The sequence below is a fragment of the Yonghaparkia sp. Root332 genome, assembly GCF_001425665.1.
Classification (GTDB): domain Bacteria; phylum Actinomycetota; class Actinomycetes; order Actinomycetales; family Microbacteriaceae; genus Microcella.
In genome coordinates, this window is record NZ_LMCX01000001.1 from 649,096 (window position 1) to 671,239 (window position 22,144).

At 71.3% G+C, this 22,144-nt stretch carries 21 protein-coding genes; 15 read left to right on the forward strand and 6 right to left on the reverse strand.

Going from position 1 to position 22,144, the window contains the following annotated elements; genetic code table 11:
- The first annotated feature begins 1,534 nt into the window (after positions 1-1,534).
- Both ASC54_RS03105 and ASC54_RS03110 read left to right on the forward strand, forming a co-directional pair.
- A complete protein-coding gene (locus tag ASC54_RS03105; RefSeq protein WP_156376706.1) occupies positions 1,535-4,507 on the forward strand; it encodes a hypothetical protein in 2,973 nt (990 codons plus the stop codon).
- Positions 4,495-4,911 carry a hypothetical protein gene (locus ASC54_RS03110; protein WP_055896598.1) on the forward strand — a complete coding sequence of 139 codons (417 nt, stop codon included), beginning with the start codon at positions 4,495-4,497 and terminating at the stop codon, positions 4,909-4,911. Before ASC54_RS03105 ends, ASC54_RS03110 begins: the two co-directional genes overlap by 13 nt.
- 402 nt (positions 4,912-5,313) lie before the next feature.
- On the opposite strand, the gene ASC54_RS12750 is transcribed toward ASC54_RS03110, so the two are convergent.
- Together ASC54_RS12750 and ASC54_RS03115 are read right to left on the reverse strand one after the other, a co-directional pair.
- Entirely contained in the window at positions 5,314-5,457 is a 144-nt protein-coding gene (locus ASC54_RS12750; protein WP_156376707.1) for a hypothetical protein, read from the reverse strand.
- A 90-nt stretch (positions 5,458-5,547) separates the two neighbouring features.
- Positions 5,548-5,790: a hypothetical protein gene (locus ASC54_RS03115; RefSeq protein WP_162242488.1), complete on the reverse strand. Its 243-nt coding sequence runs from the start codon at positions 5,788-5,790 to the stop codon at positions 5,548-5,550.
- 605 nt (positions 5,791-6,395) lie between these two features.
- Here ASC54_RS03115 and ASC54_RS03120 point away from each other — a divergent pair.
- A complete protein-coding gene (locus tag ASC54_RS03120) occupies positions 6,396-6,806 on the forward strand; it encodes a hypothetical protein (RefSeq protein ID WP_055857605.1) in 411 nt (136 codons plus the stop codon).
- A gap of 21 nt (positions 6,807-6,827) precedes the next feature.
- Here the strand turns inward: ASC54_RS03120 and ASC54_RS03125 are convergent, their stop codons facing one another.
- Positions 6,828-8,156 carry a glutamyl-tRNA reductase gene (locus tag ASC54_RS03125; protein WP_082514810.1) on the reverse strand — a complete coding sequence of 443 codons (1,329 nt, stop codon included), beginning with the start codon at positions 8,154-8,156 and terminating at the stop codon, positions 6,828-6,830.
- Between the two features lie 116 nt (positions 8,157-8,272).
- Between ASC54_RS03125 and hemE the strand changes: the two genes are divergently transcribed.
- From hemE to ASC54_RS03180, 11 genes are all read left to right on the forward strand, one after another.
- Positions 8,273-9,337: a uroporphyrinogen decarboxylase gene (gene hemE, locus ASC54_RS03130; RefSeq protein WP_055857603.1), complete on the forward strand. Its 1,065-nt coding sequence runs from the start codon at positions 8,273-8,275 to the stop codon at positions 9,335-9,337.
- Positions 9,337-10,704, forward strand: a complete 1,368-nt coding sequence (locus ASC54_RS03135) for an NAD(P)/FAD-dependent oxidoreductase (protein ID WP_055896603.1) — start codon at positions 9,337-9,339, stop codon at positions 10,702-10,704. Before hemE ends, ASC54_RS03135 begins: the two co-directional genes overlap by 1 nt.
- On the forward strand, positions 10,701-11,366 hold the full coding sequence (gene hemQ / locus ASC54_RS03140) for a hydrogen peroxide-dependent heme synthase (RefSeq protein ID WP_369813314.1): 666 nt from the start codon (positions 10,701-10,703) through the stop codon (positions 11,364-11,366). The genes ASC54_RS03135 and hemQ overlap by 4 nt, the downstream gene beginning before the upstream one ends.
- The gene (locus ASC54_RS03145; RefSeq protein WP_082514811.1) at positions 11,363-12,625 is read left to right on the forward strand and encodes a ferrochelatase; all 1,263 of its coding nucleotides are present in this window, start codon (positions 11,363-11,365) and stop codon (positions 12,623-12,625) included. Before hemQ ends, ASC54_RS03145 begins: the two co-directional genes overlap by 4 nt.
- Positions 12,622-13,593, forward strand: a complete 972-nt coding sequence (gene hemC / locus ASC54_RS03150) for a hydroxymethylbilane synthase (protein WP_200932264.1) — start codon at positions 12,622-12,624, stop codon at positions 13,591-13,593. Before ASC54_RS03145 ends, hemC begins: the two co-directional genes overlap by 4 nt.
- Positions 13,590-14,576: a porphobilinogen synthase gene (hemB, locus tag ASC54_RS03155; RefSeq protein ID WP_082514812.1), complete on the forward strand. Its 987-nt coding sequence runs from the start codon at positions 13,590-13,592 to the stop codon at positions 14,574-14,576. The genes hemC and hemB overlap by 4 nt, the downstream gene beginning before the upstream one ends.
- Positions 14,573-15,940: a glutamate-1-semialdehyde 2,1-aminomutase gene (locus tag ASC54_RS03160; RefSeq protein ID WP_055896611.1), complete on the forward strand. Its 1,368-nt coding sequence runs from the start codon at positions 14,573-14,575 to the stop codon at positions 15,938-15,940. Before hemB ends, ASC54_RS03160 begins: the two co-directional genes overlap by 4 nt.
- Before the next feature lie 406 nt (positions 15,941-16,346).
- On the forward strand, positions 16,347-16,703 hold the full coding sequence (locus ASC54_RS03165) for a hypothetical protein (protein WP_055857595.1): 357 nt from the start codon (positions 16,347-16,349) through the stop codon (positions 16,701-16,703).
- A 19-nt stretch (positions 16,704-16,722) separates the two neighbouring features.
- Entirely contained in the window at positions 16,723-17,139 is a 417-nt protein-coding gene (locus ASC54_RS03170) for a phage holin family protein (protein WP_055857593.1), read from the forward strand.
- A 9-nt stretch (positions 17,140-17,148) separates the two neighbouring features.
- Positions 17,149-17,466 carry a DUF3618 domain-containing protein gene (locus tag ASC54_RS03175; protein WP_156376708.1) on the forward strand — a complete coding sequence of 106 codons (318 nt, stop codon included), beginning with the start codon at positions 17,149-17,151 and terminating at the stop codon, positions 17,464-17,466.
- A 53-nt stretch (positions 17,467-17,519) separates the two neighbouring features.
- Positions 17,520-18,356 (forward strand): uroporphyrinogen-III synthase, encoded by an 837-nt coding sequence (locus ASC54_RS03180; RefSeq protein WP_082514813.1) that lies wholly within the window; start codon positions 17,520-17,522, stop codon positions 18,354-18,356.
- Positions 18,357-18,377: 21 nt separating this feature from the next.
- Here ASC54_RS03180 and ASC54_RS03185 read toward each other — a convergent pair whose 3' ends face one another.
- From ASC54_RS03185 to ASC54_RS03195, 3 genes are all read right to left on the reverse strand, one after another.
- Positions 18,378-18,776 (reverse strand): DUF1304 domain-containing protein, encoded by a 399-nt coding sequence (locus ASC54_RS03185; protein WP_055857591.1) that lies wholly within the window; start codon positions 18,774-18,776, stop codon positions 18,378-18,380.
- A gap of 105 nt (positions 18,777-18,881) precedes the next feature.
- Entirely contained in the window at positions 18,882-20,390 is a 1,509-nt protein-coding gene (gene putP, locus ASC54_RS03190; RefSeq protein ID WP_055857589.1) for a sodium/proline symporter PutP, read from the reverse strand.
- Between the two features lie 117 nt (positions 20,391-20,507).
- Positions 20,508-21,533, reverse strand: coding sequence for a 6-phosphofructokinase (locus tag ASC54_RS03195; protein WP_055857587.1), 1,026 nt, complete (start codon positions 21,531-21,533; stop codon positions 20,508-20,510).
- Between the two features lie 148 nt (positions 21,534-21,681).
- Between ASC54_RS03195 and ASC54_RS03200 the strand changes: the two genes are divergently transcribed.
- The gene (locus ASC54_RS03200; protein ID WP_055857585.1) at positions 21,682-22,104 is read left to right on the forward strand and encodes a DUF4190 domain-containing protein; all 423 of its coding nucleotides are present in this window, start codon (positions 21,682-21,684) and stop codon (positions 22,102-22,104) included.
- The last annotated feature ends 40 nt before the right edge of the window (positions 22,105-22,144 follow it).

A 22,144-nucleotide genomic window follows, 5' to 3' on the forward strand; every position in this document is an offset into this window, starting at 1 on the left:
GCGGTGAGACCGAGCTGAGCTTCACCGGAACGCTCGCCGGCCCGAGCGACGACCCGTCCTGCGAGGAGCAGCCCGGTGTCGCGACGGCGTCGATCGCCCTAACCGACCCCGACTGCTTCTTCGGCGAGACCCTCGACGAGGGCGGCTTCGGCGGCGACAACAGCACCTACGTGATCGTCGACGACGGCTCGGAGGACGGCACCTACGAAGTCGTCTTCACGGCGGAGGACGGCTTCGAGTTCGCGGGCGGGGAGACCGAGCTGACCTTCACCGGGACGCTCGACGGCCCCAACGAGGGCGACGAGTGCGTGCTGCCCATCACCGACGCGTTCCTCTCCTTCATCGACCCGACCTGCGACGCCCCCCAGCGGCTCGACCCGGACAACTTCACCTACGACCCGGAGCTCGCGGAGCTGACGATCGTCGAGGTCGAGGAGAACGGTGACTTCCTGGTGGTCTTCGAGGCCCTCGGGGAGGAGACGCAGTTCTTCCAGAGCGGCGAGCCGGTCGAGGGTCGCACCGTGGAGGAGGGCGGCAAGGTCCTCGTATTCGAGGGAATCCTCGCCGGACCGAACACGGAGCTCTGCGAGGACGAGGCCGTCGTCGTGCCTCCGGTCGTCGTGGTCGATGACTGCTTCGAGCAGTCGTACACGATCACCGATGTCGAGGGCGTGACGTACACCCGGACGGTCAACGGGCTGGAGCTCCCCGTGAGCTTCGGCGAGGGCGACTCGGTCACCTACGAGGCCGCGCCGTTCGACGCGATCACGGTCACCGCGACCCCCGATGAGGGTTACCTCCTCGCTGAGGGCTATGAGCCGTTTGAGTACACCTACGTGTACGACGAGGAGTGCCTGCCCACGGCTCCCGTCACGACGGCGTCGGTGACGTGGACGCAGGCCGACTGCCTCGGCAACCCCGGCAGCTACACGCTGACGAACGAGCCCGGAGTGATCTGGACCGTCGATGGTGTGGTTGTCGAGGGCAACACGAAGTACACGGCGGCGATCGGGTCGACTCCGACCATCACGGCGAGCCTGGAGCCCGCCAGCGAGGAGTTCCCGACCGGTTTCGGCTGGAGCGATCCTGAGCAGCAGACCCTGTGGAACCTCGTCTTCGAGGCTGCGGAGGACTGCCTGCCGACCCTGGCGATCACCGGTGCGTCCAACGCGCTGGGTGGTCTGGGGGTCATCGCGATCCTGATCATGATGGCCGGTACCGGTCTCGTGGTCGCTCGTCGCCGGGAGGCTGTGCTAGTACCCGGCCCTGCGGGGCCGGGGCGGCGATGCGACCCGAAAACGCGTCGTCGCCCCGGTCTCGCTCCTTCTCTTTCCATCACACCGACGAACCACCCGAAGAACCCGGATCACCCGAAGAACCCGAACCACCGATCACCCGACGGTCACCGTTTCCCGACGACGACCGAACGCACGTCCGAGATATCCCCGAGCTCGGTCATGCGACCTCTGATTACCCGAACACTGAGCGGTACCAGTCCGCTGGTTCGCTCGGCTCCGACCCCCAGGAGCACACCATGTTGCGCACGCGCATTCTTGCCGCGGCGACCGCCACCCTCCTCGCACTCGGCATGGCCGCGGGCGGGGCGAGCGCGGCCACTGCGGCCCCCCCTCAGGAAGACACCAAGGTCTGGGTCTGCAAGTACTCCGGCACCCCCGGTGTCAACGAGAAGTACAAGGAGGGGAAGAACCCCATCGAGGTGAGTGTCAGCACCATCGACAGCAGCAGCGGGTTCGACCCCGTGACCGGCACCGGGTACTTCGCGGACAGCCAGGGCCGCTCGTACTCTCTCGGCTACACCGCGACCTTCCCGGTCCCTCCGACCCTTCAGGACTGTCCGCGTCCGCAGCTCCCCATCCCGGGGTACACGGTCACGGATCAGACGTGCGAAAGCGGCGGATCCATCACTCTTGCCACCTCGCAGTGGATCATCTACGTCGTCACGAACTCCTCGGGGGTGGTCATCCCGAACGACCAGCTGACCAACCTGCCTCCCGGCACGTACACGGTGACACCGACCGCCGTCTCACCGGCGATCCTCGATGACGAGTTCTACGATCCGGTGGCCGTCATCGACCCCGTCGATCCGGTGCTCTGCGCCGACCTCGCGACCGCATCCATCGCCTTCACCGACGCCACGTGCCTCACGGGCCAGCAGCTGAACACCGACGGATTCGCGGCGACCGGCGCGACACTGACGTCGTCGACCGTCGTCGACGGCGTGTACACCGTGGTCTTCACCGCGGAGTCGGGCTATCTGTTCGCCGCCGGTACCGGCGTCTCGGACGACCGCACGACGCTGACCTTCACCGGCACGCTGGACGGGGTTGATCTGACCAAGTGCGCGGTCGCCACGGCCTCCATCGACTTCACCGCTCCGACCTGCACCACGAGTGAGCAGCTGAACGAAAGCGGCTACCAGATGACCGGTGCGACCCTGACGTCCTCGGGCGTCGTCGACGGCGTCTACACCGTGGTGTTCACGGCGACCCCTGGTTCGCTGTTCGCCGCCGGTGAGAACGTGTCGCTGGATCGCACGACACTGACCTATACAGGAACGCTCGACCCGCCGGACCTGACTCTCTGCCCGGTCGCGACCGCGTCGATCGCGTTCATCGACCCCACCTGCAACGACGACGAGCAGCTCGACGAGGGTGCCTTCCAGACCGTCAACGCGACGCTGACCTCGGCCGACGTCGTGGGCAACGAGTACACGGTCGTCTTCACCGCGGTCGGCGACGCGCTCTTCGCCGTCGGCGACGGCGTCTCGACCGACCGGAAGACGCTGACCTACACCGGCACGCTCGACCCCAACGACGAGCGCCTGTGCCTCGTGGTCACAGCCACCTTCACCCTCCCGCCCGCCACGTGCGAGGTCGGCGAGGACTGGGCCAACCCGATCATCGTCGCCGACGCCGGCGTCGTTCCTGGCGCGCCCATGTACGACGAGGCGACCGGAACGGTCTCGATCACGTTCCTCGCGACCGGCGCGAACATCTTCGTCATCGACGTGGATGGCGAGCCGACCTTCTCGAAGACGCTGACGGTGACGCTGGACGTCGCCGACCGCGACCCGAGCCTCTGCGAGGAGGCGACGGTCGAGGTGCCGATCAACCCCGCCACCTGCGAGCTCGGCGAGAGCCTCGACGAGGGCGGCATCGACGTGATCGGCGCGACCTTCGAGGTCATCGATGATGGCTCCGTCTCGGGCACGTACGAGGTCGAGTTCACGGCGGACGAGGGCTACCGGTTCCCCGGTGACCAGCTGACGCTGACGGTCTCGGGCGAGCTGGCCGATCGTGACCCGCTGCTCTGCGAGGAGGCGACCGGCACGGTTCCGCTGATCGACCCGACGTGCGAGCTCGGTGCGAGCGTGGACCTGGAGAACATCTCCGGCGTCAACGCGACCTTCGAGGTCATCGACGACGGCTCCGTCTCGGGTACGTACGAGGTCGAGTTCACGGCGCTGGAGGGCTTCCGGTTCGCCGGCGACMAGACGACGCTGACGRTCTCGGGCGAGCTCGCTGACCGCGACCCGCTGCTGTGCCTTGAGGCGACGGGCTCGGTCCCGATCATCGACCCGACCTGCGAGCAGGGGGCGAGCGTCGACCTGGAGAACATCGCCGGTACGAACGCCACCTTCGAGGTCATCGACGATGGCTCGACGGACGGCACGTACGAGGTGCTGTTCACGGCGAACGACGGCTACCGGTTCACCGGTGACCAGAAGACGCTGACCGTGACCGGAACGCTCGACCCCAAGGACCAGCGCCTGTGCATCGTCGTCGAGGCCTCCTTCACCCTCCCGCCCGCCACGTGCGAGGTCGGCGAGGACTGGGAGAACCCGATCATCGTCGCCGATGCCGGCGTTCTGTGGGGCGAGCCGATGTTCGACCCGGAGACCCAGACCGTCTCGATCGAGTTCCTCGCGACCGGCGCGACCGTGTTCGTGATCGAGGTCGACGGGGAGATGACGTTCTCCAAGACGCTCACCGTGACGCTCGATGTCGCCGACCGCGACCCCGAGCTGTGCCTCGAGCCGACCTACGTGGTTCCCGTCATCGACCCGACCTGCGAGCTCGGCGCGAGCCTGGATGTCGCGGGTATCGACGCGGAGAACGCCACGTTCGTGGTCGTCGATGACGGCACGGAGTCGGGCAGCTACGAGGTCGAGTTCACGGCGCTGGAGGGTTACCGGTTCCCCGGTGACCAGCTGACGCTGACGGTCTCGGGCGAGCTGGCCGATCGTGACCCGCTGCTCTGCGAGGAGGCGTCGGCGAGCGTTCCGCTCATCGACCCGACCTGCGAGCTGGGGGCGAGCGTGGACCTGGAGAACATCTCCGGCGTCAACGCGACCTTCGAGGTCATCGACGACGGATCTGAGTCGGGCAGCTACGAGGTCGAGTTCACGGCGCTGGAGGGCTTCCGGTTCGCCTCGCTGACCGCGACCCCGAGCTGTGCCTCGAGCCGACCTACGTGGCTCCTCTGATCGACGCCACCTGCGAGCTGGGCGAGAGCCTGGACGTCGAGGGCATCGATGCGGAGAACGCCACCTGGGTCGTTGTCGATGACGGTTCTGAGTCGGGCACGTACGAGGTGCTGTTCACGGCGGATGAGGGTTACCGGTTCGCCGATGACCAGACGACGCTGACGGTCTCGGGCGAGCTGGCCGATCGTGACCCGCTGCTCTGTGAGGAGGCGTCGGGGAGCGTTCCGCTGATCGACCCGACGTGCGAGCTCGGTGCGAGCGTGGACCTGGAGAAGATCTCCGGCGTCAACGCGACCTTCGAGGTCATCGACGACGGATCTGAGTCGGGCAGCTACGAGGTCGAGTTCACGGCGCTGGAGGGCTTCCGGTTCGCTCACGATCTCGGGCGATCTCGCCGACCGTGACCCCGAGCTCTGCCTCGAGGCGACCTACGTCGCACCGGTCATCGACGCCACCTGCGAGCTGGGCGAGAGCCTGGACGTGGAGGGCATCGACGCCGAGAACGCGACGTTCGAGGTCATCGACGATGGCTCGGAGTCGGGCACGTACGAGATCGAGTTCACCGCGAACGAGGGCTACCGGTTCGCCGGTGACCAGCAGTCCCTGACCGTGACCGGCGACCTCGCCGGCCCGAACACGGAGCTGTGCCTCGAGGCTGTCGCGGCGATCGCCGTGACCGACGCGGACTGCTTCTTCGACTCGACGCTCGATGAGGACGGATTCACGTCGGAGAACGCCGAATACGAGATCACGGTCTACAACGCCGAGACCCGCGAGTACGAGGTCGTCTTCACGGCCGACTACGGCTACCGCTTCGACACGTCGCTCGACGGCGTCAGCGAGGACGGCACGACGAGGACGTTCTCCGGAACGCTCGACGCCGCCGACCCCAATGGCGACGGCTGCGTGCTGCCGATCACGGATGCCTCGATCGCGTTCATCGACGCCACGTGCCTCGACCCGCAGTCGCTCGACGAGGAGAGCTTCGTGTTCGACTCCGAGCTCGCGGCGCTCGACAGCGTGACGTACGACGGGCTCGACTACGAGGTCGTGTTCGTCACGATCGGGGAGGACACCAAGTTCTTCCAGACGGACGAGCCGGTCGAGGGCCGCACGGTATCCGAGGACGGGACAGTGCTGACCTTCACGGGAACGCTCGACGGCCCGAACGAGGCGCTGTGCCCCGAGGTCATCGTGCCGCCGATCGTCGTGGTGGATGACTGCTTCGAGCAGTCGTACACGATCACCGACGTCGAGGGCGTGACGTACACGCGAACGGTCAACGGACTGGAGCTCCCCGTGAGCTTCGGCGAGGGCGACTCAGTCACCTACGAGGCGTCGCCGTTCGACACGATCACGGTCACCGCGACCCCCGACGAGGGATACCTCCTCGATGAGGGCTACGAGCCGTTCGAGTACACCTACGCGTTCGACGAGGACTGCCTGCCCACGGCGCCCGTGACGACCGCGTCGGTGACGTGGACGCAGGCCGACTGCCTCGGCAACCCCGGCAGCTACACGCTGACGAACGAGCCCGGAGTGATCTGGACCGTCGACGGCGTCGTGGTGGCCGGCAACACGAAGTACACGGCGGCCGTCGGGTCGACTCCGAGCATCGTTGCGAGCCTCGAGCCCGCCAGCGAGGAGTTCCCGACCGGCTTCGGCTGGAGCAACCCGGCGCAGCAGACCCTCTGGAACCTCGTCTTCGAGGCTGCGGATGACTGCCTGCCGACCCTGGCTCTGACCGGTGCGTCCAACGCGCTGGGTGGTCTGGGGGTCATCGCGATCCTGATCATGATGGCCGGTACCGGTCTCGTGGTCGCTCGTCGCCGGGAGGCTGTCGGGTGCCGCTCAGGCGGCACCCGGTTCTGCGTGTCAGCATCACCGCGTGATCAGCACCTCCCTCGCCCGCCTGCTGCGCGACGCGGGCCTGCGCTGGAAGCCCGCCTCCGGCGACCGCTTCCAGATCGACCGCTCCGAGTTCGACGCGGAGGTCTTCACCGTCAGCGACCTCACTATCGAGCCCCACGAGTACGCCACCGGCACCGTCCTCGGCTTCAACGGCACGACCGAGTGGGCGCTCGACTCCGTGGCGCTCGACGACGCGCTGTGGCTGCCCCGCGAGGACCAGCTGCGCGACCTGCTCCGCGGAGCGTTCGTGCGCCTCGAGCGCGAGGGCGACGAGTATCGCGTGGTGCTCCGAGACGGGGATGGCGCAGAGTCGGCGTTCGCGAGCGTGTCGGCGCCCGAGGCCTACGGGCTCGCGCTGCTCTCGATGCTCGAGCGCGTCACCGCCTGAACCTCGGCCGATCGGGCCGGGCTACGCCGTCGCGGCCGACCCGAGGTCGTGGTGCTGCGCCGGCGAGGCGATCGGCGCGGCGACCGCGGGCGCGACGGGCGACGCGAGCGAGCCCGCGGCCGTCGCCGGTCGCGCGACCGGGATCCCGAAGAGGGTCTCGATCGCGGCGGCCACATCCACTCCGCGACCCGCGACCGCGTGCCGGCGCGCGAGCGTCGAGGGTGTGTGCAGGAAGACGCTCGTGAGGTGGCGCAGGGCCTCCTCGACGCGGCCGTCGGCATCGCCGCGGCGGCGGGCCCGCTCGATCTCCTCGTCGACGAGCCCGAGGACGTGCTGACGAAGCGCGACGATCGACGGCTCCACGGCGGCGGCGGTGACGAAGGCGTGGGCCGACTCGGCGACGACGCTGCGCGCCTCCTCCTCCGCCGACCAATGCACGAGGGGCGCGTGGAGACGGATCGTCTCGAGGTCGAGGAGCGTGACGCCGTCGATCTCGCCGACCGCGGCGTCGACGTTGCGGGGCAGCCCGAGGTCGACGACGTACGCGGGCGCCTCGGCGGGGACGTCCGCCGCGGAGAGGCTCAGCCGCGTCGTGCACGTGATGACGACATCCGCCCCGCTCATCGCGGTCGTGAGGTCGCTCGTCCAGTCGAGGCCGTGGCGCGTGCCGAACACCTGCGCGCGACCGCTCGGCGAGTAGACGGTGATGCGCTCAGCCCCGCGGTCGCGCAGCGCCGCGACCGTCGTGGCGGCGTAGCGGCCGGTGCCGACGAGCACGACCCGCGCCGAGCTCCAGTCGGCGAGGCGGCTGCCGACGAGGTCGAGTGCGAGGCGGGCGAGGCTGCGGCCCGTGCGGCTCGCATCGCCCTGCGCGCGCGCGGCCCGGGCGGTGCGGATCGCCTCCTGGAAGACGCGATCGAGGCGACCGGTGGATGCTCCGCTCGCGCGCGCCGCCTGAGCGGCTCGACGCACCTGCCCGGCGATCTCCTCCTCGCCCACGGCGACCGACTCGAGCCCGGCCGAGACGGCGAAGAGGTGGTGCACGGCGGCGGGGGAGTCGAGGACCTCGGCGGTCGCGGAGACCTCGTGGGGGGCATCCTCGCCGAGAGAGCGAAGGGCGCGCGAGACGGAGTCGCGGGCGATCGCGTGGGCGTCCTCCGGCGTCGCGTCGGCGGGGGCGTCGACGTCGAGGTAGACCTCGAGGCGGTTGCAGGTCGCGACGGTGATCGCCCCGCGGACGGCGGGGTCGGAACCGCGGACGGCCCCTGTGAGCGCCTGGGCGTCGACCGCGAGCCGCTCGAGGACCTCGAACGGCGTGTTGCGATGGTTGGCGGTGACGCACAGGAGCACGACCCGATTCTACGGCGCGTCGGCTGGGTGAACCGCCGGGGCGGGGGCGCCGCCCGTCGGCGCCGACCGCGCCTCCGCCCGGAGGACTCTCGGATTCCAGCGCCTATCCTTGACGGGTGCCGTTGAGCCCCTCCCATCCTCTTGTCGACGGTCGCACGGCGAACGCTCCGCTCATCCGCGCGTACCGCGGCGACCGCCCCGAGCGCACCCCCGTCTGGTTCATGCGCCAGGCCGGCCGCTCCCTGCCGGAGTACCGCGAGCTGCGGGCCGGCGGCGACATGCTGCAGGCCTGCCTGACGCCCGCGATGGCGAGCGAGATCACCCTGCAGCCGGTGCGGCGCCACGGCGTCGACGCGGGCATCTTCTTCAGCGACATCGTCGTTCCCGTGCTGCTCGCGGGCGTCGACGTGCGCATCGTCGGCGGTCGCGGCCCCGTGATCGACGAGCCCGTCCGCACCGCGAGCGACGTGCTCAAGCTCCGCCCGATCGACCCCGCCTCGCTCGACCCCGTGCGCGAGGCGGTCGCGCTGACGGTCGAGCAGCTCGGCTCGACGCCGCTCATCGGCTTCGCCGGCGCCCCCTTCACGCTCGCGGCCTACCTCGTCGAGGGCGGGCCGTCGAAGGACCAGATGCGGGCGCGGGCCCTCATGCACAGCGACCCGCACACGTGGGCGGCGCTCCTCAACTGGTGCGCCGACGTCACGGGCGAGTTCCTGCGCGCCCAGGTCGAGGCGGGCGCGAGCGCCGCGCAGCTCTTCGACTCGTGGATCGGCTCGGTGTCGCAGAACGACTACCTGCGTCGCGTCGCCCCGCACTCCAAGCGCGCGCTCGACCACCTGCGCGGCCTCGACGTGCCGCAGGTGCACTTCGGCCTCGGCACCGACCGGATCCTCCGCGAGATCCGCGGCCTCGGCGTCGACGCGATCGGCATCGACTGGCGCCTGCCGCTCGACGAGGCCTCCGAGATCCTCGGCGGCGACGTCCCGCTGCAGGGCAACATCGACCCGGCCCTCCTCGGCGCACCCTGGCCGACGCTGCGCGCGCACGTCGACTCCGTCCTCGACCGCGGCCGCTCGGCCCCCGCGCACGTCGTCAACCTCGGCCACGGCGTCCCGCCCGAGACCGACCCCGACGTGCTCACGCGCCTCGTGCGCTACATCCACGGAGAGCAGTCCGACTGATGCGCGAGACCCTCGTCGTCGGCGCCGGCATCGCGGGCCTCGTGGTGGCGCGCGAGCTCGTGCTGCAGGGACACCGCGTGCGCGTGCTCGAGGCGGACGACCGCGCGGGCGGCCAGCTCCTGCGGAAGACGATCGCGGGCATCCCGCTCGACGCGGGGGCCGAGGCGTTCGCGACGCGCGGCGGCACCGTGCGCACCTACCTCGAGCGCCTCGGCATCGCCGATCGAGTCGTCGCTCCGCTCGACGCCCCCGCGTGGCTGCACGCCCGCACGGGCACGACGGTGCCGCTGCCCGCGGTGAGCCTCCTGGGCATCCCGTCGGCGCCGCTCGCCGAGGACGTCGTCGCGGTCGTCGGCCGCCGGGCGGCCTGGCGCGGCATGACGGATGCCCTGCTCCCCGGCCCCGTCGGCGCGAAGTCGGCCACGCTCGGCGAGCTCGTGCGGCGGCGCATGGGCGACGGAATTCTCGAGCAGCTCGTCGCGCCCGTCGTCGAGGGGATCCACTCCAAGCACCCCGACGAGCTCCCCGTGAGCGTCGCCCCCGGGCTCGTGCACCACCTGCTGCGCGAGAACTCGCTCGCCCGCGCCGTCGCGCGACTGCGCACCGACGCCCCCGCCGGATCGCTCGTCGCGGGCCTCGACGGCGGCATGGGGATGCTCGTGGACGCCCTGCTCGCCGAGCTCGACCGCTACGGCGTGACCGTCGAGTACGGCGTCCGCGTTGCCGAGGTCCACCCTGACCGCGTCGTGCTCGCGGTCGACCCGGACGAAGCGGCCGCCGATCCCGACGCCGAGCCGGAGGGCGAGATCCGCGAGGGCCTCGTCGTCGTCGCCGCCCCCGGCCTCGTGACTCCCGCCGACGGCCGCGCCGCGACCCGCACGGCGACGCACCTCATGACCCTCGTGATCGAGGCGGGCACCGACGCCGCGCGCGCCCTCGCCGCGAACCCGCGCGGCACCGGCGTGCTCGTCGCCCGCGGCACCGACGTCACCGCCCGCGCCCTCACGCACGTGAGCGCCAAGTGGGCGTGGGTGCGCGAGGCGGCCGCCGGGCGCGAGGTCGTGCGGCTCAGCTACGAGAGCCCGCCGACGGCCGACCGCGCGCGGCGCGACGCCGAGCTGCTGCTCGGCGTGAGGATCCCCGAGATCGCGGTCGTCGCGGCCGAGGCGACCACCTGGCTGCGCGCCGGCCGCTTCGAGGCCGCGCCGGGCATCCCCATCACCGGCGAGCAGGTGTCGGGCACGGGGCTCGCGAGCGTCATCGACCACGCCCACCGTCTCGCCGAGATCATCGGCCCGCCCGCCCCCGAGGCGGCGGCCGGCAGCAGCACCGACCCCGCAGCATCCACTGAAAGGACCGCATCGTGAGCGATCAGCTCGCCTACACCGTCTACGTCGTGCTGCGGCGCGACCCGCACCGCCCCGCGAGCGGCGGCGGCGTGCAGGAGGCCGTCGCCGCGGTCACCGCGGACGGCGTCACCGTGCGCGGCGTCTACGACGTGAGCGGGCTGCGCTCCGACGCCGACATCATGCTCTGGCTTCACGGGCCCGACCCCGAGCGGATCCAGGCCGCCGTGCGCACCCTGCGTCGCGCCGAGCTGCTGTCGACGCTGCTGCCGACATGGAACGCGATGGGCGTGCACGTGCAGGCCGAGTTCAGCCGCAGCCACGCGCCCGCGTTCATGTACGGCAAGGAGCCCAAGGGCTGGCTCTGCGTCTATCCCTTCGTGCGCTCGTACGAGTGGTACCTGCTGCCGGAGGAGGAGCGCCGCGACATGCTCGCCGAGCACGGGCGCAAGGGCAGCGCGTTCACGGGCGTGCTCGCCAACACGGTCGCGAGCTTCGCGCTCGGCGACTACGAGTGGCTGCTCGGCCTCGAGAGCGACGAGCTGCTCGACCTCGTCGACATGATGCGCGACCTGCGCTACACCGAGGCGCGCCGCCACGTGCGCGAGGAGGTCCCCTTCTACACCGGCCGTCGCCTCGACGACGCCGAGCTCGACGCCCAGATCATGGAGGTAGTGCGATGACCATCACGAACGGACTCGGCCCCGACGGCCTCGCCGTCGTCGTCGACCTGACCGACGGCCGCTACGAGGGCGAGCAGTTCGCCCGCGCGGCGACCGACACCGCGCAGAAGTACGCCGTGCCCGGCCACGTCGAGGAGGGCGTCGCCTACGACGCCGTCATCCTCGCCGGCTTCGGCGGCCCCGAGGGCCAGGACGACGTCATCCCGTTCCTGCGCAACGTCACGCGCGGCCGCGGGATCCCCGACGAGCGCCTCGAGGAGGTCGCGCACCACTACCGCCACTTCGGCGGCGTGAGCCCGATCAACGAGCAGAACCGTCAGCTGCAGGCGGCGCTGCAGGCCGAGGCCGACCGCCGCGGCCTGGGGATCCCGATCTACTGGGGCAACCGCAACTGGGATCCCTACCTCCCCGAGGCCCTCCAGCAGGCCTTCGACGACGGCCACCGCACGATCCTCGGCCTCGCGACGAGCGCCTACTCGAGCTTCTCGAGCTGCCGCCAGTACCGCGAGGACTTCGCGAAGGCCCTCGACGCGACGGGCCTCTGGGGCCAGGTGCGCATCGACAAGGTCGGCCAGTTCTTCGACGCGCCCGGCTTCGTCGCCCCGTTCGTGACCGGTGTCGTGGATGCCCTGCGCACGCTCCTCGCGGAGGGCGCCGACCTCGCGACGACCCGCGTCCTGTTCGCGACCCACAGCATCCCGACCTCCGACGCCGAGCGCAGCGGCCCGCGCGACGTGGACTGGGGCGAGGGCGGAGCCTACGCCGCGCAGCACCTCGCGGTGAGCGAGGTCATCATGCGCAAGGCGCTCGCCGAGCTGCGCGCGGAGGGCGCCGACATCCCCGACGTCGACTGGCAGCTCGTCTACCAGAGCCGATCGGGCCCCCCGACGCAGCCGTGGCTCGAGCCCGACATCAACGACGCGATTCTCCACCACGCCGCCGCCGGCGCGACCGCGATCGTCATGGTGCCGGTCGGGTTCGTGAGCGACCACATGGAGGTCATGTGGGATCTCGACACCGAGGCGATGGAGACGTGCGAGGAGCAGGGGCTGCGCGCCCTCCGCGTGCCGACCCCCGGCGTCGATCCCGTCTACGTGAGTGGACTCATCGACCTCGTCGAGGAGCGCCTGCGCGGCGCCGCGAAGAACGAGCGCGTGCGCGAGACGACCCTCGGCCCCTGGTACGACGTGTGCCGCCCCGGCTGCTGCGAGAACGTGCGCGCGGGCTTCAAGCCCGCCATCTCGGGCCTGCAGCCGTGATCCGGCTCGGCACGCGCGGCAGCGCACTCGCGCTCGCGCAGTCGCAGCGCGTCGCCGACTCGATCGCGGCCCGCACGGGGGAGGAGGTCGAGCTCGTGCGCATCACGACGCACGGCGACGTCTCGACGGCGCCGCTCGCATCGATGGGCGGGGTGGGCGTGTTCGTCGCCGCCGTGCGCGAGTCGCTCCTCGCCGAGGAGTGCGACGTCGTCGTGCACTCGCTCAAGGACCTCCCGACGACACCGCACCCGGGGCTCATGGTCGCGGCGATGCCGAAGCGGGCCGACGCGCGCGACGCGGCGATCGTGCGGGACGGCATCGCACTCGCCGACCTGCCCGCGGGCTCGAAGGTCGGCACGGGCTCGCCCCGCCGCCAGGCCCAGCTGCGCCGCCGGTTCCCCGACCTCGAGGTCGTCGAGCTGCGCGGCAACGTCGACACTCGACTCGCGCGCGTCCTGGGCCGCGAGGCCGGAGCCGCCGCCGACGGCTCGCCGATCGAGGCCATGACGGCCGACCTCGACGCGGTCATCCTCGCCGCCGCGGGGCTCGAGCGCCTCGGGCACCTCGACGTCGTCACCGAATATCTGGGCATCGACGGATGGCCGACCGCGCCCGGTCAGGGAGCCCTCGCTGTCGAGACCCGTCGCGATCTCAGCGGCCCGCTCAAGAAGGCCCTCCTCGCTCTCGATCACCGCTCGACGCGGCTCGCGGTCGAGGCGGAGCGCGCGGTGCTCCGCCGCCTCGAGGCCGGCTGCTCAGCGCCGCTCGGCGCCCACGCGTTCATCGACGGCGACATGATGTTCCTCGCCTCGCGCGTCTACTCGCCCGAGGGCGACCAGGTCTCGAGCGCGCACGCGCTCTACATCGACGACGCCGACGACCCCGCCGAGGATCTCGCCGCGCGCGTCGCCGACGAGCTGCTCGCGAACGGGGCAGCGGAACTCGCCCCTCTCGGAGGCGACAAGTGAGCGATCTCGGCCCGAGCATCCGCCCCCGCCGTCTGCGGCAGAGCGCGGCGATGCGGCGGCTCGTGAGCGAGACCGATCTGCGGCCCCGTCACCTCGTGCTGCCGCTCTTCGTGCGCGAGGGCGCGACGGACGCGCAGCCCATCGCCTCGATGCCCGGCGTCGAGCAGCACTCGCTCGACAGCCTGCGCGCGATCGCCGTGCGCGCGGCAGAGGCCGGGCTCGGCGGCGTCATGCTGTTCGGCGTTCCCGCCGTGCGCGACGCGATCGGGTCGGGCGCGACCGACCCCGACGGCATCCTCAACGTCGCCGCGCGCGCGCTCGCCGCCGAGGTCGGCGACGCCCTCGTCGTGCAGACCGATCTCTGCCTCGACGAGTTCACCGACCACGGTCACTGCGGGGTCCTGGATGCCCGTGGCCGCGTCGACAACGACGCCACGCTCGAGCGCTACGCCGACATGGCCGTCGCGCAGGCGCAGGCGGGCGCTCAGGTGCTGGGCTTGAGCGGCATGATGGACGGCCAGACCGCCGTCGCCCGCGCCGCGCTCGATGAGGCGGGCTTCACCGACGTCGCCCTGCTCGCCTACTCGGCGAAGTACGCCTCGGCGTTCTACGGGCCGTTCCGCGACGCGGTCGAGTCGCAGCTGCAGGGCGACCGCCGCACGTACCAGCTCGACCCCGCCAACGGGCGCGAGGGGCTTCGCGAGGCGCTGCTCGACCTCGACGAGGGCGCCGACATCGTCATGGTGAAGCCCGCCCTCGCCTACCTGGACGTGCTGAGGCAGGTCGCGGACGTCTCGACCGTGCCCGTCTGGGCGTACATGGTGTCGGGCGAGTACGCGATGATCGCCGCCGCCGCGCAGAACGGCTGGATCGAGGGCGACCGCGCGCAGCTCGAGGCACTCACCTCGATCCGCCGGGCGGGCGCCGACGCCGTGCTCAGCTACGCGGCGCTCGATCTCGCCGAGAAGGGACTCATCTCATGACCCACTTCATCTCGGGCCGCACCCCCACCACCAACGCCGAGGCCTTCGAGCGCGCGCTCGTCGTGACGCCGGGCGGCGTGAACTCGCCCGTGCGCGCGTTCCGCTCCGTCGGCGGCACGCCCGTCTTCCTCGCGAGCGGCCACGGGCCCTACGTGACCGATGTGGAGGGCACCGAGTACGTCGACCTCGTGGGGCAGTGGGGTCCGGCGCTGCTCGGCCACGCGCATCCCGACGTCATCGCCGCCGCGCACGCGGCCGTCGACCGGGGTCTCGGATTCGGCGCCGCGTCGACCGGCGAGGTCGAGCTCGCCGAGCTCGTGCTCGACCGGCTGACGCTCACCCCGGCCGACGGCCCCGAGCGCCGCGGCATCGAGAAGCTGCGCCTCGTCTCGACCGGCACCGAGGCGACCATGACGGCGATCCGACTCGCACGCGGAGCGACCGGCCGACCGCTGCTCGTGAAGTTCGCGGGGCACTATCACGGGCACTCCGACTCGCTGCTGTCGGAGGCGGGCTCCGGCATCGCGACGCTCGGCATCCCCGGCTCCGCGGGCATCACCCCCGAGACGGCCGCCCAGACGATCGTCATCCCCTACAACGACGAGGATGCCCTGGCCGAGGTGTTCGCCGCACACGGCGATCGCATCGCCGCGGTCATCACCGAAGCCGCCGCCGCCAACATGGGGGTCGTGCCGCCGAAGCCCGGCTTCAACAGGCTGCTCGCCGACACCGCGCACGCGCACGGCGCGCTGCTCATCGCCGACGAGGTCATGACGGGCTTCCGGTCGACGGCCGCCGGCTGGTGGGGGCTCGAGGAGGCCGAGGGCACGCCCTACGACGCCGACCTCACGACGTTCGGCAAGATCATCGGCGGAGGCCTGCCGCTCGCGGGCCTCGGCGGTCGCGCCGAGATCCTCGACCTGCTCGCGCCGCTCGGGCCCGTGTACCAGGCGGGCACGCTGAGCGGGAACCCGGTCGCTGTCGCGACGGGCGCCGCGATGCTGCGCGGCGCGGGCCCCGAGGTGTACGAGCACCTGCCGCGCGTCGCCCGCACGATCGCCGACGGGCTGTCGAGCGCCCTGTCGGCGGAGGGCGTCGCCCACACCGTCGCCTGGGCGGGCTCGCAGTTCTCGATCTTCTTCCGCGACACCGCCCCCCAGAACTACGCCGAGGCGCAGGCGCAGGACACCTGGCGGTTCGGACCGTTCTTCCACGCGATGCTCGAGCACGGCGTCTCGCTGCCGCCGAGCGTCTACGAGGCATGGTTCGTCTCGGCGGCGCACGACGACGCGGCGGTCGAGCGCGTGCTCGCGGCGGCGACGCCGGCGGCGCGCGCGGCCGCGGCCGCGACGCCCGCGCTGTAGCGCGGCCCGGCCTGCGCTGTCGCGCGCGACCGTGCGACCAGCGGCGCTCGCGTCGCCGATGCGCAACTCAGGAACGGGCGAGGCGGGGGCCGTCAGGCAGCCGGCGATCACGGCGTCGTCGGGCCGACGTTCCTGAGTTGCGCATCGCGCCCGACTGCCCGCGGGCCGCGGCGCGCGCGGCGGCGCCGCCGGCGCGCGCGGCCGCCGCGGCCCGGCCCGCGCTCCAGCGCGCTCGGGCGACCGCGCGACCAGCGTCGGGGGCAGCGTCGGGGGCTGCGGCGCGAGACGGCGTCTGGGAATGGGCTCCATGTCTCCTTCACGCCCCGACCGCGCCCGACTACTCTGGGGAGGTCCCGCGGGCCCCGAATCCGGCCCGCAGGCCCAGTGGAGAAAGAGGAGTACGACTATGCGCGGAAAGATCCTGTTCCTGACCGGCCTCGGTGTCGGCTACGTGTTCGGAACCAAGGCGGGGCGCGAGAAGTACGAGCAGATCTCCCGCACCGCCGCGAAGTTCTGGAACGACCCTCGCGTGCAGGAGCGCGTCGACCAGGTCGAGGACTTCGTCAAGGAGAAGGCCCCCGAGGTCGCCGAGTTCGTCAGCGGCAACGCCAAGAAGGCCGCCTCGACCGTCACCGGCCGCAAGAGCTCCACCGCGAGCAGGAGCGGCGCGACCACGGCGAAGAGCGGCTCGGCCGCCTCGAAGAGCGGCTCGTCGTCGACCGGCTCGACCAGCTCGAGCTCGGGCTCGTCGAGCTCGTCCTGACCCCGGCGGAGGTGCGCCCATGACGACCCCCCGCACGACTCCGTCCCCCGCCGCCGAGCGCCGCGGGCTGTTCGCGCTGATCGCTGACGTCCCCCGGCTCATCGGCGACCTCGTGCGCGCGGAGATCGCGTCGCTCAAGGCCGAGATCGCGGGCAAGCTCAAGGCCGCCGGCATCGGCGCGGGCCTGCTGGTCGGTGCGGGCGTCGTCGCGTTCTTCGCGGCGCTCGTGCTCATCGCCGCCGGAGTGCTCGCGCTCTCGCTCGTGCTGCCCCCGTGGGCCGCGGCCCTCATCATCGGCGTCGTGCTGCTCATCATCGCCGCCATCGTCGCCGCAGCCGGCATCCGCAGTCTCAAACGGGGCATGCCCCCGACCCCCACCGACACCATCGAGAGTGTCAAGGATGACGTCCGCGCGGTGCGCGGACAGAGGAAGTAGAGGAGCATCATGACTGATTCCACGAACCCCACCACCGCCACCCCGTACACCACGCCGGCGAGCGCGGCTCCGGTCGGCTCCGACCCGAGTGCGCTCGAGAATGCGAAGGCAGCCGTGACCGACTCCGTGGAGGCGACCCGCCTCAAGCTCGAGCAGACCCTCGACGCGATCGAGGACAAGTTCGACGTCAAGAAGCGCACGGACGAGGTCGCCGAGCGCGTGCAGCGCTCGTACGAGGAGAACCCCGTGCCGTGGATCATCGGCGCGACCGCGGTCGCCGTCGGCGTCATCGGCCTCGTCGCGTGGGCGATCTTCTCGGACGACTGAGCGTCGCGATGGTCGATTAGGTCGCATCGCGGGTTGGGGTGACAATGAAAGAGATGTCCTCCTCAGCCCGAGATGCGACCATCATCGACCGCACCCCCACCGGTGCGCTGCCGGTGATCAAACCCCTGCTCGGTTGGCGCGTGCTCGTGCCCCGCGGGGGCAAATGGGGCGACGGCATCTCCGCCGGGCTTCGCGCCCTCGGTGCCGCGCCGGTCATCGCGCCGCTCATCAACTTCGCCGGCACCGAGGACCCCGACGAGCTGGCCGCCGAGCTGGACCGCCTCCGCGAGGGCGGCTACGCGTGGCTCGTCGTGACGAGCGCCACGACGGTCGACGTGCTCATGAGCCAGGGAGTCCGTCTGCCCGAGACCACGCGCGTCGCCGCGGTCGGGGAGACGACGGCCAACGCGCTGCAGCTCGCCGGGTACCCCGTGCACTTCGTGCCGAGCGACCACTCGGCGCGCGGTCTCGTCAAGGAGTGGCCGGGCGAGGCGACCGACGGCGAGGTGCTTGTGCCGCAGTCCGAGATCGCCGAGCCGACTCTCGTCAGCGGACTGCGCGAGCGCGGGGTCGTGGCGCGGTTCGTGAGCGCGTACCGCACCGTCGGGGTCTCGGCCCCGGCATCCGTCGTGGAGGACGTCGCCGAGGGGCGCATCCGCGCGCTCCTCGTGAGCTCGGGCAGCGTCGCGCGTCAGATCGCCGACCAGTTCGCCCCGCTGCCGGAGTCGACGGTCGTCGTCTGCATCGGGCCGCGCACCGCGTTCGATGCGCGCGCGGCGGGCCTGCGCGTCGACCGCATCGCCGAGGAGCGCTCCGCGCAGGCGCTCATCCGGGCGCTCGCCGAGTTCGCGATGGACCCGGACGACCGCCGACCGCCCGTCATCCCGTAGCGTCCGCGACGCGGAGCCCGCTCAGGCAGGCAGCAGCGTGAGGATGCCCGCGAGACCCACCGCGGCGGGCGCGCCCTGGATGACGGCCCCGGCCCACAATCGCGGCGCCGAGATCGCGAGCGCGAGAGCCGCGACGACCATGACGGCGAGCGCGCTCGCCGCGATGCCGACGCCGAGCGCGAGGTCGCCGTTCCAGGCGGTGCCGACGCCGACGACCGCCGCCGCCGCGAGCGCGAGGTTGTAGACGCCCTGATTCGCGGCGAAGAGCCGCAACGGGCGGGAGTCGTCCTCGACCCGCACGCCGAACATCCGCCGGACCCTCGGGCGAGAGAACGCGAGCGACTCGAGCACGAAGAATCCGATGTGCAGGGCGGCGGCGAGCACGGCCGCGATGAGGCCGATGGCGCTGAACGGGGTCATGCCCGCGAGGCTAGCCGACGAGGCGCTCGGCCCCTCGTCGCGCGAGACCTCGCGACGAGGGGCCGAGCGCGCGGCGCGCGCCCGGCCCCCGACGCTCGATGCGGCCTACCGCTGGCCGGCCCTGACGGTCGGCACCGACGCGGTCATCGCGACCGCGTCGTCGAACTCCTCGATGACTTCCGCGTTCGAGCGGAAGGTGGCGAGGCTGACGGCGACGGTGACCACGAGGCTCGCGATGAAGCCCGGGATGATCTCGTAGAGCTCGAAGCCCAGGGCGTCCCAGATGAACACCGTGGCGGCGCCGACGATCATGCCGCTCAGCGCACCCCAGTTGGTGAGCTTGCGCCAGAAGAGCGAGAGCAGCACGAGCGGGCCGAACGCGGCGCCGAAGCCGGCCCACGCGAAGCCGACCAGCTCGAGAATCGTCCCCTCCGGGTCGAGCGCGATCACGAGTCCGATGGCCGCGACGAGGAGCACGCACACGCGGCCCATCATGACCAGGAACCGAGACGAGGGCTCGGTCTTCGCGACGACCTTGTAGAGGTCTTCGACGAGCACCGACGAGCACACGATGAGCTGGCTCGACACCGTGCTCATGATCGCGGCGAGCACGGCGGCGAGCACGAGGCCCGCGACGAGGGGGTGCAGCAGGGTCTGGGCCAGGATCAGCACCACCGTCTCGGGATCGTCGATTACGGTTCCGCGGCTCGAGAAGAAGGCGAGGCCCGCGAGACCGCCGGCCACGGCGCCGACCAGGGAGAGGATCATCCAGCTCATGCCGATGCGGCGAGCGGGCGTGACGGCTGCCACGTCCTTCAGCGCCATGAAGCGCACGATGATGTGCGGCTGGCCGAAGTAGCCCAGACCCCAGGACAGCGACGAGACGAGAGCGATCACGGTGGCGCCGGTGAGCGCTGAGCCACCGAGAAGCGACAGGTGATCGGGGGCGACGCGAGTCAGCTCGTCGACGGTCGGCCCGAGCCCGCCCATCGTCACCACCGCCATGACGGGCAGCAGGATCAGCGCGATCAGCATGATCAGGCCCTGCGCGACGTCGGTCAGCGACGCGCCGAGGAACCCGCCGAACAGCGTGTAGGCGAGGGTGACGCCGGCGACGATCATCATGCCGGTGAGGTAGGTCGATCCGAACGACTGCTCGAAGAAGACGCCGCCGGCGACCATCATCGACGCCACGTAGAACGTGAAGAAGACGAGGATCACGAGACCTGACGCGATCCGGAGCACGCGGCTCGTATCGCGCAGGCGGTTCTCGAAGAAGCTCGGCACCGTGATCGAGTTGCGCGAGCGCTCGGTGTAGGCGCGCAGACGCGGGGCGACGAACTTCCAGTTCAGGTACGCGCCGATCGTGAGGCCCACGGCGATCCAGCCCTCGATGAGACCGACGGCGAAGATCGCGCCGGGGAGGCCGAGCATGATCCACCCCGACATGTCGGAAGCGCCCGCGCTGAGCGCCGCGGCCCAGGGCGGAAGCTTCCGACCGGCCAGCAGGTAATCCTCGTGGGATTCGGTCTTCCTGTACGCGTAGTAACCGATAGCAAGCATCACCGCGAAATAGATGACGATCGCGCCGATCTGATAAATCTCGTCGGACATGACGTTTCTCCTTGGTTGTTGGCGCACGCACACGATTGCGCACACGAACGATCAGCCTAACAAAGGCCGAGAATGCCGACGGAGGAATTCTCGCTTTCGATACCGCGAGGAGGGCGTCTAGCCGAAGAGCAGCGCGGCCTCGTCGTAGCGCGACTGCGGCACCGTCTTGAGGGTCCCGAGCGCCTCCTCGAACGGCACAGGAACGATCTCGGTGCCGCGGAGGGCGACCATGCGACCCCACTGGTGCTCGTTGACGACCGTGATCGCGGCCATGCCGAGGCGCGTGGCGAGCACGCGGTCGAACGCGCTCGGGGTGCCGCCGCGCTGGATGTGCCCGAGCGTCGTCGCACGCGTCTCGATGCCCGTGCGCTCCTCGATGAGCGGGGCGATGCGCTCGCCGATGCCGCCGAGGCGAGGGCGGCCGAACGCGTCGAGTCCGCGCTCGGAGTGCGGCTCGTCGTCCTCCGGCAGCGTGAAGCCCTCGGCGACGACGACGAGCGGCGCGCGCCCGCGGTCGTAGGCGCTCTGCACCCACTCGGCCACCTGGTCGAGGCTCGTCTTCTGCTCGGGGATGAGGATCGCGTGCGCGCCGGCGGCCATGCCCGAATGCAGGGCGATCCAGCCCACGTGGCGGCCCATGACCTCGGCGACCATGCAGCGGTTGTGGGCGTCGCCCGTGGTGCGCAGGCGGTCCATCGCCTCGGTCGCGATGCCGACGGCCGTGTCGAAGCCGAAGGTGTAGTCGGTGGCGTCGAGGTCGTTGTCGACCGTCTTGGGCACGCCCACGATCCTGACCCCCGCATCCGTCAGCCGCTTGGCGGCCGCGAGGGTCCCCTCGCCGCCGATCGCGATGAGCGCATCGAGGCCGTTCTCGGCCATGACCTCGTTGATGCGCTCGACCCCGCCACGGCCCTCGAAGGGGTTCGTGCGGCTCGTACCGAGGATCGTGCCGCCCTGCTTGCTGATGCCCTTGACCTCGTGGCGCGACAGCGGGAGAGTGTCGTTCTCGACGAGGCCCTTCCAGCCGTCCTTGAAGCCGACGAACTCGTGCGTGTGGACGGTCGTGCCGACGAGCACGGCTCCGCGGATGACGGCGTTGAGGCCGGGAGCGTCGCCGCCGGAGGTGAGCATTCCAATACGCATGAGCTCTATCTAAGTGCGTCAGCGGGCCCGGTGCGAAAACGAGCAGTGACCGACAGTCCCCGTCGCAGGGGGCGGATGCCCGCTAGGGTTCGCGCTGAGGGAGCCTCAGCGCTCCTGCCCGCCACCCCGCCTGCGACAGGAGACGCGCATGACCGACCCCACGACCCCCGGCACCCCCGACTCGACCGGCCCCGGTTCGAGCAATCCCGCGACGTATCCGCCGGCTCCGCCCGCGCCCGCCGCGGCTCCCTACCCGGCGCCCGGCGCCGCGAGCGGCGAGGACCCGGGGCGCACGCTCGGCATCGTCGCGCTCATCCTCGCCTTCTTCGTGTCGATCGCAGGCCTCGTCGTCGGCATCATCGCGCGCAACAAGTCGAAGGCGGCCGGATACTCCAACGGCTTCGCGACCGCCGCGATCTGGCTGAGCATCGTGTTCATGATTCTCGGCATCATCCTCGCGATCGTCCTCATCGCGGGCGGCTTCGCTCTCGTGGGCGGCCTCGCTGAGGCCTGCAACGGGCTCGGCTCCGGCACGTTCGAGGTCGACGGCGTCACCTACGACTGCCCGTAGGCTCCATCGACCCCGCGGGGGCGGCCGTGCGCACCGTGCG

Bases quoted from the DNA above. Each gene is read 5' to 3' on its own strand.
- ASC54_RS03135 (WP_055896603.1), top strand. From the start codon at position 9,337: ATGCGCGAGACCCTCGTCGTCGGCGCCGGCATCGCGGGCCTCGTGGTG.
- ASC54_RS03145 (WP_082514811.1), top strand. From the start codon at position 11,363: ATGACCATCACGAACGGACTCGGCCCCGACGGCCTCGCCGTCGTCGTC.
- ASC54_RS03160 (WP_055896611.1), top strand. From the start codon at position 14,573: ATGACCCACTTCATCTCGGGCCGCACCCCCACCACCAACGCCGAGGCC.
- ASC54_RS03165 (WP_055857595.1), top strand. From the start codon at position 16,347: ATGCGCGGAAAGATCCTGTTCCTGACCGGCCTCGGTGTCGGCTACGTG.
- ASC54_RS03170 (WP_055857593.1), top strand. From the start codon at position 16,723: ATGACGACCCCCCGCACGACTCCGTCCCCCGCCGCCGAGCGCCGCGGG.
- ASC54_RS03175 (WP_156376708.1), top strand. From the start codon at position 17,149: ATGACTGATTCCACGAACCCCACCACCGCCACCCCGTACACCACGCCG.
- ASC54_RS03180 (WP_082514813.1), top strand. From the start codon at position 17,520: ATGTCCTCCTCAGCCCGAGATGCGACCATCATCGACCGCACCCCCACC.
- ASC54_RS03185 (WP_055857591.1), bottom strand. From the start codon at position 18,776: ATGACCCCGTTCAGCGCCATCGGCCTCATCGCGGCCGTGCTCGCCGCC.
- putP (WP_055857589.1), bottom strand. From the start codon at position 20,390: ATGTCCGACGAGATTTATCAGATCGGCGCGATCGTCATCTATTTCGCG.
- ASC54_RS03195 (WP_055857587.1), bottom strand. From the start codon at position 21,533: ATGCGTATTGGAATGCTCACCTCCGGCGGCGACGCTCCCGGCCTCAAC.
- ASC54_RS03200 (WP_055857585.1), top strand. From the start codon at position 21,682: ATGACCGACCCCACGACCCCCGGCACCCCCGACTCGACCGGCCCCGGT.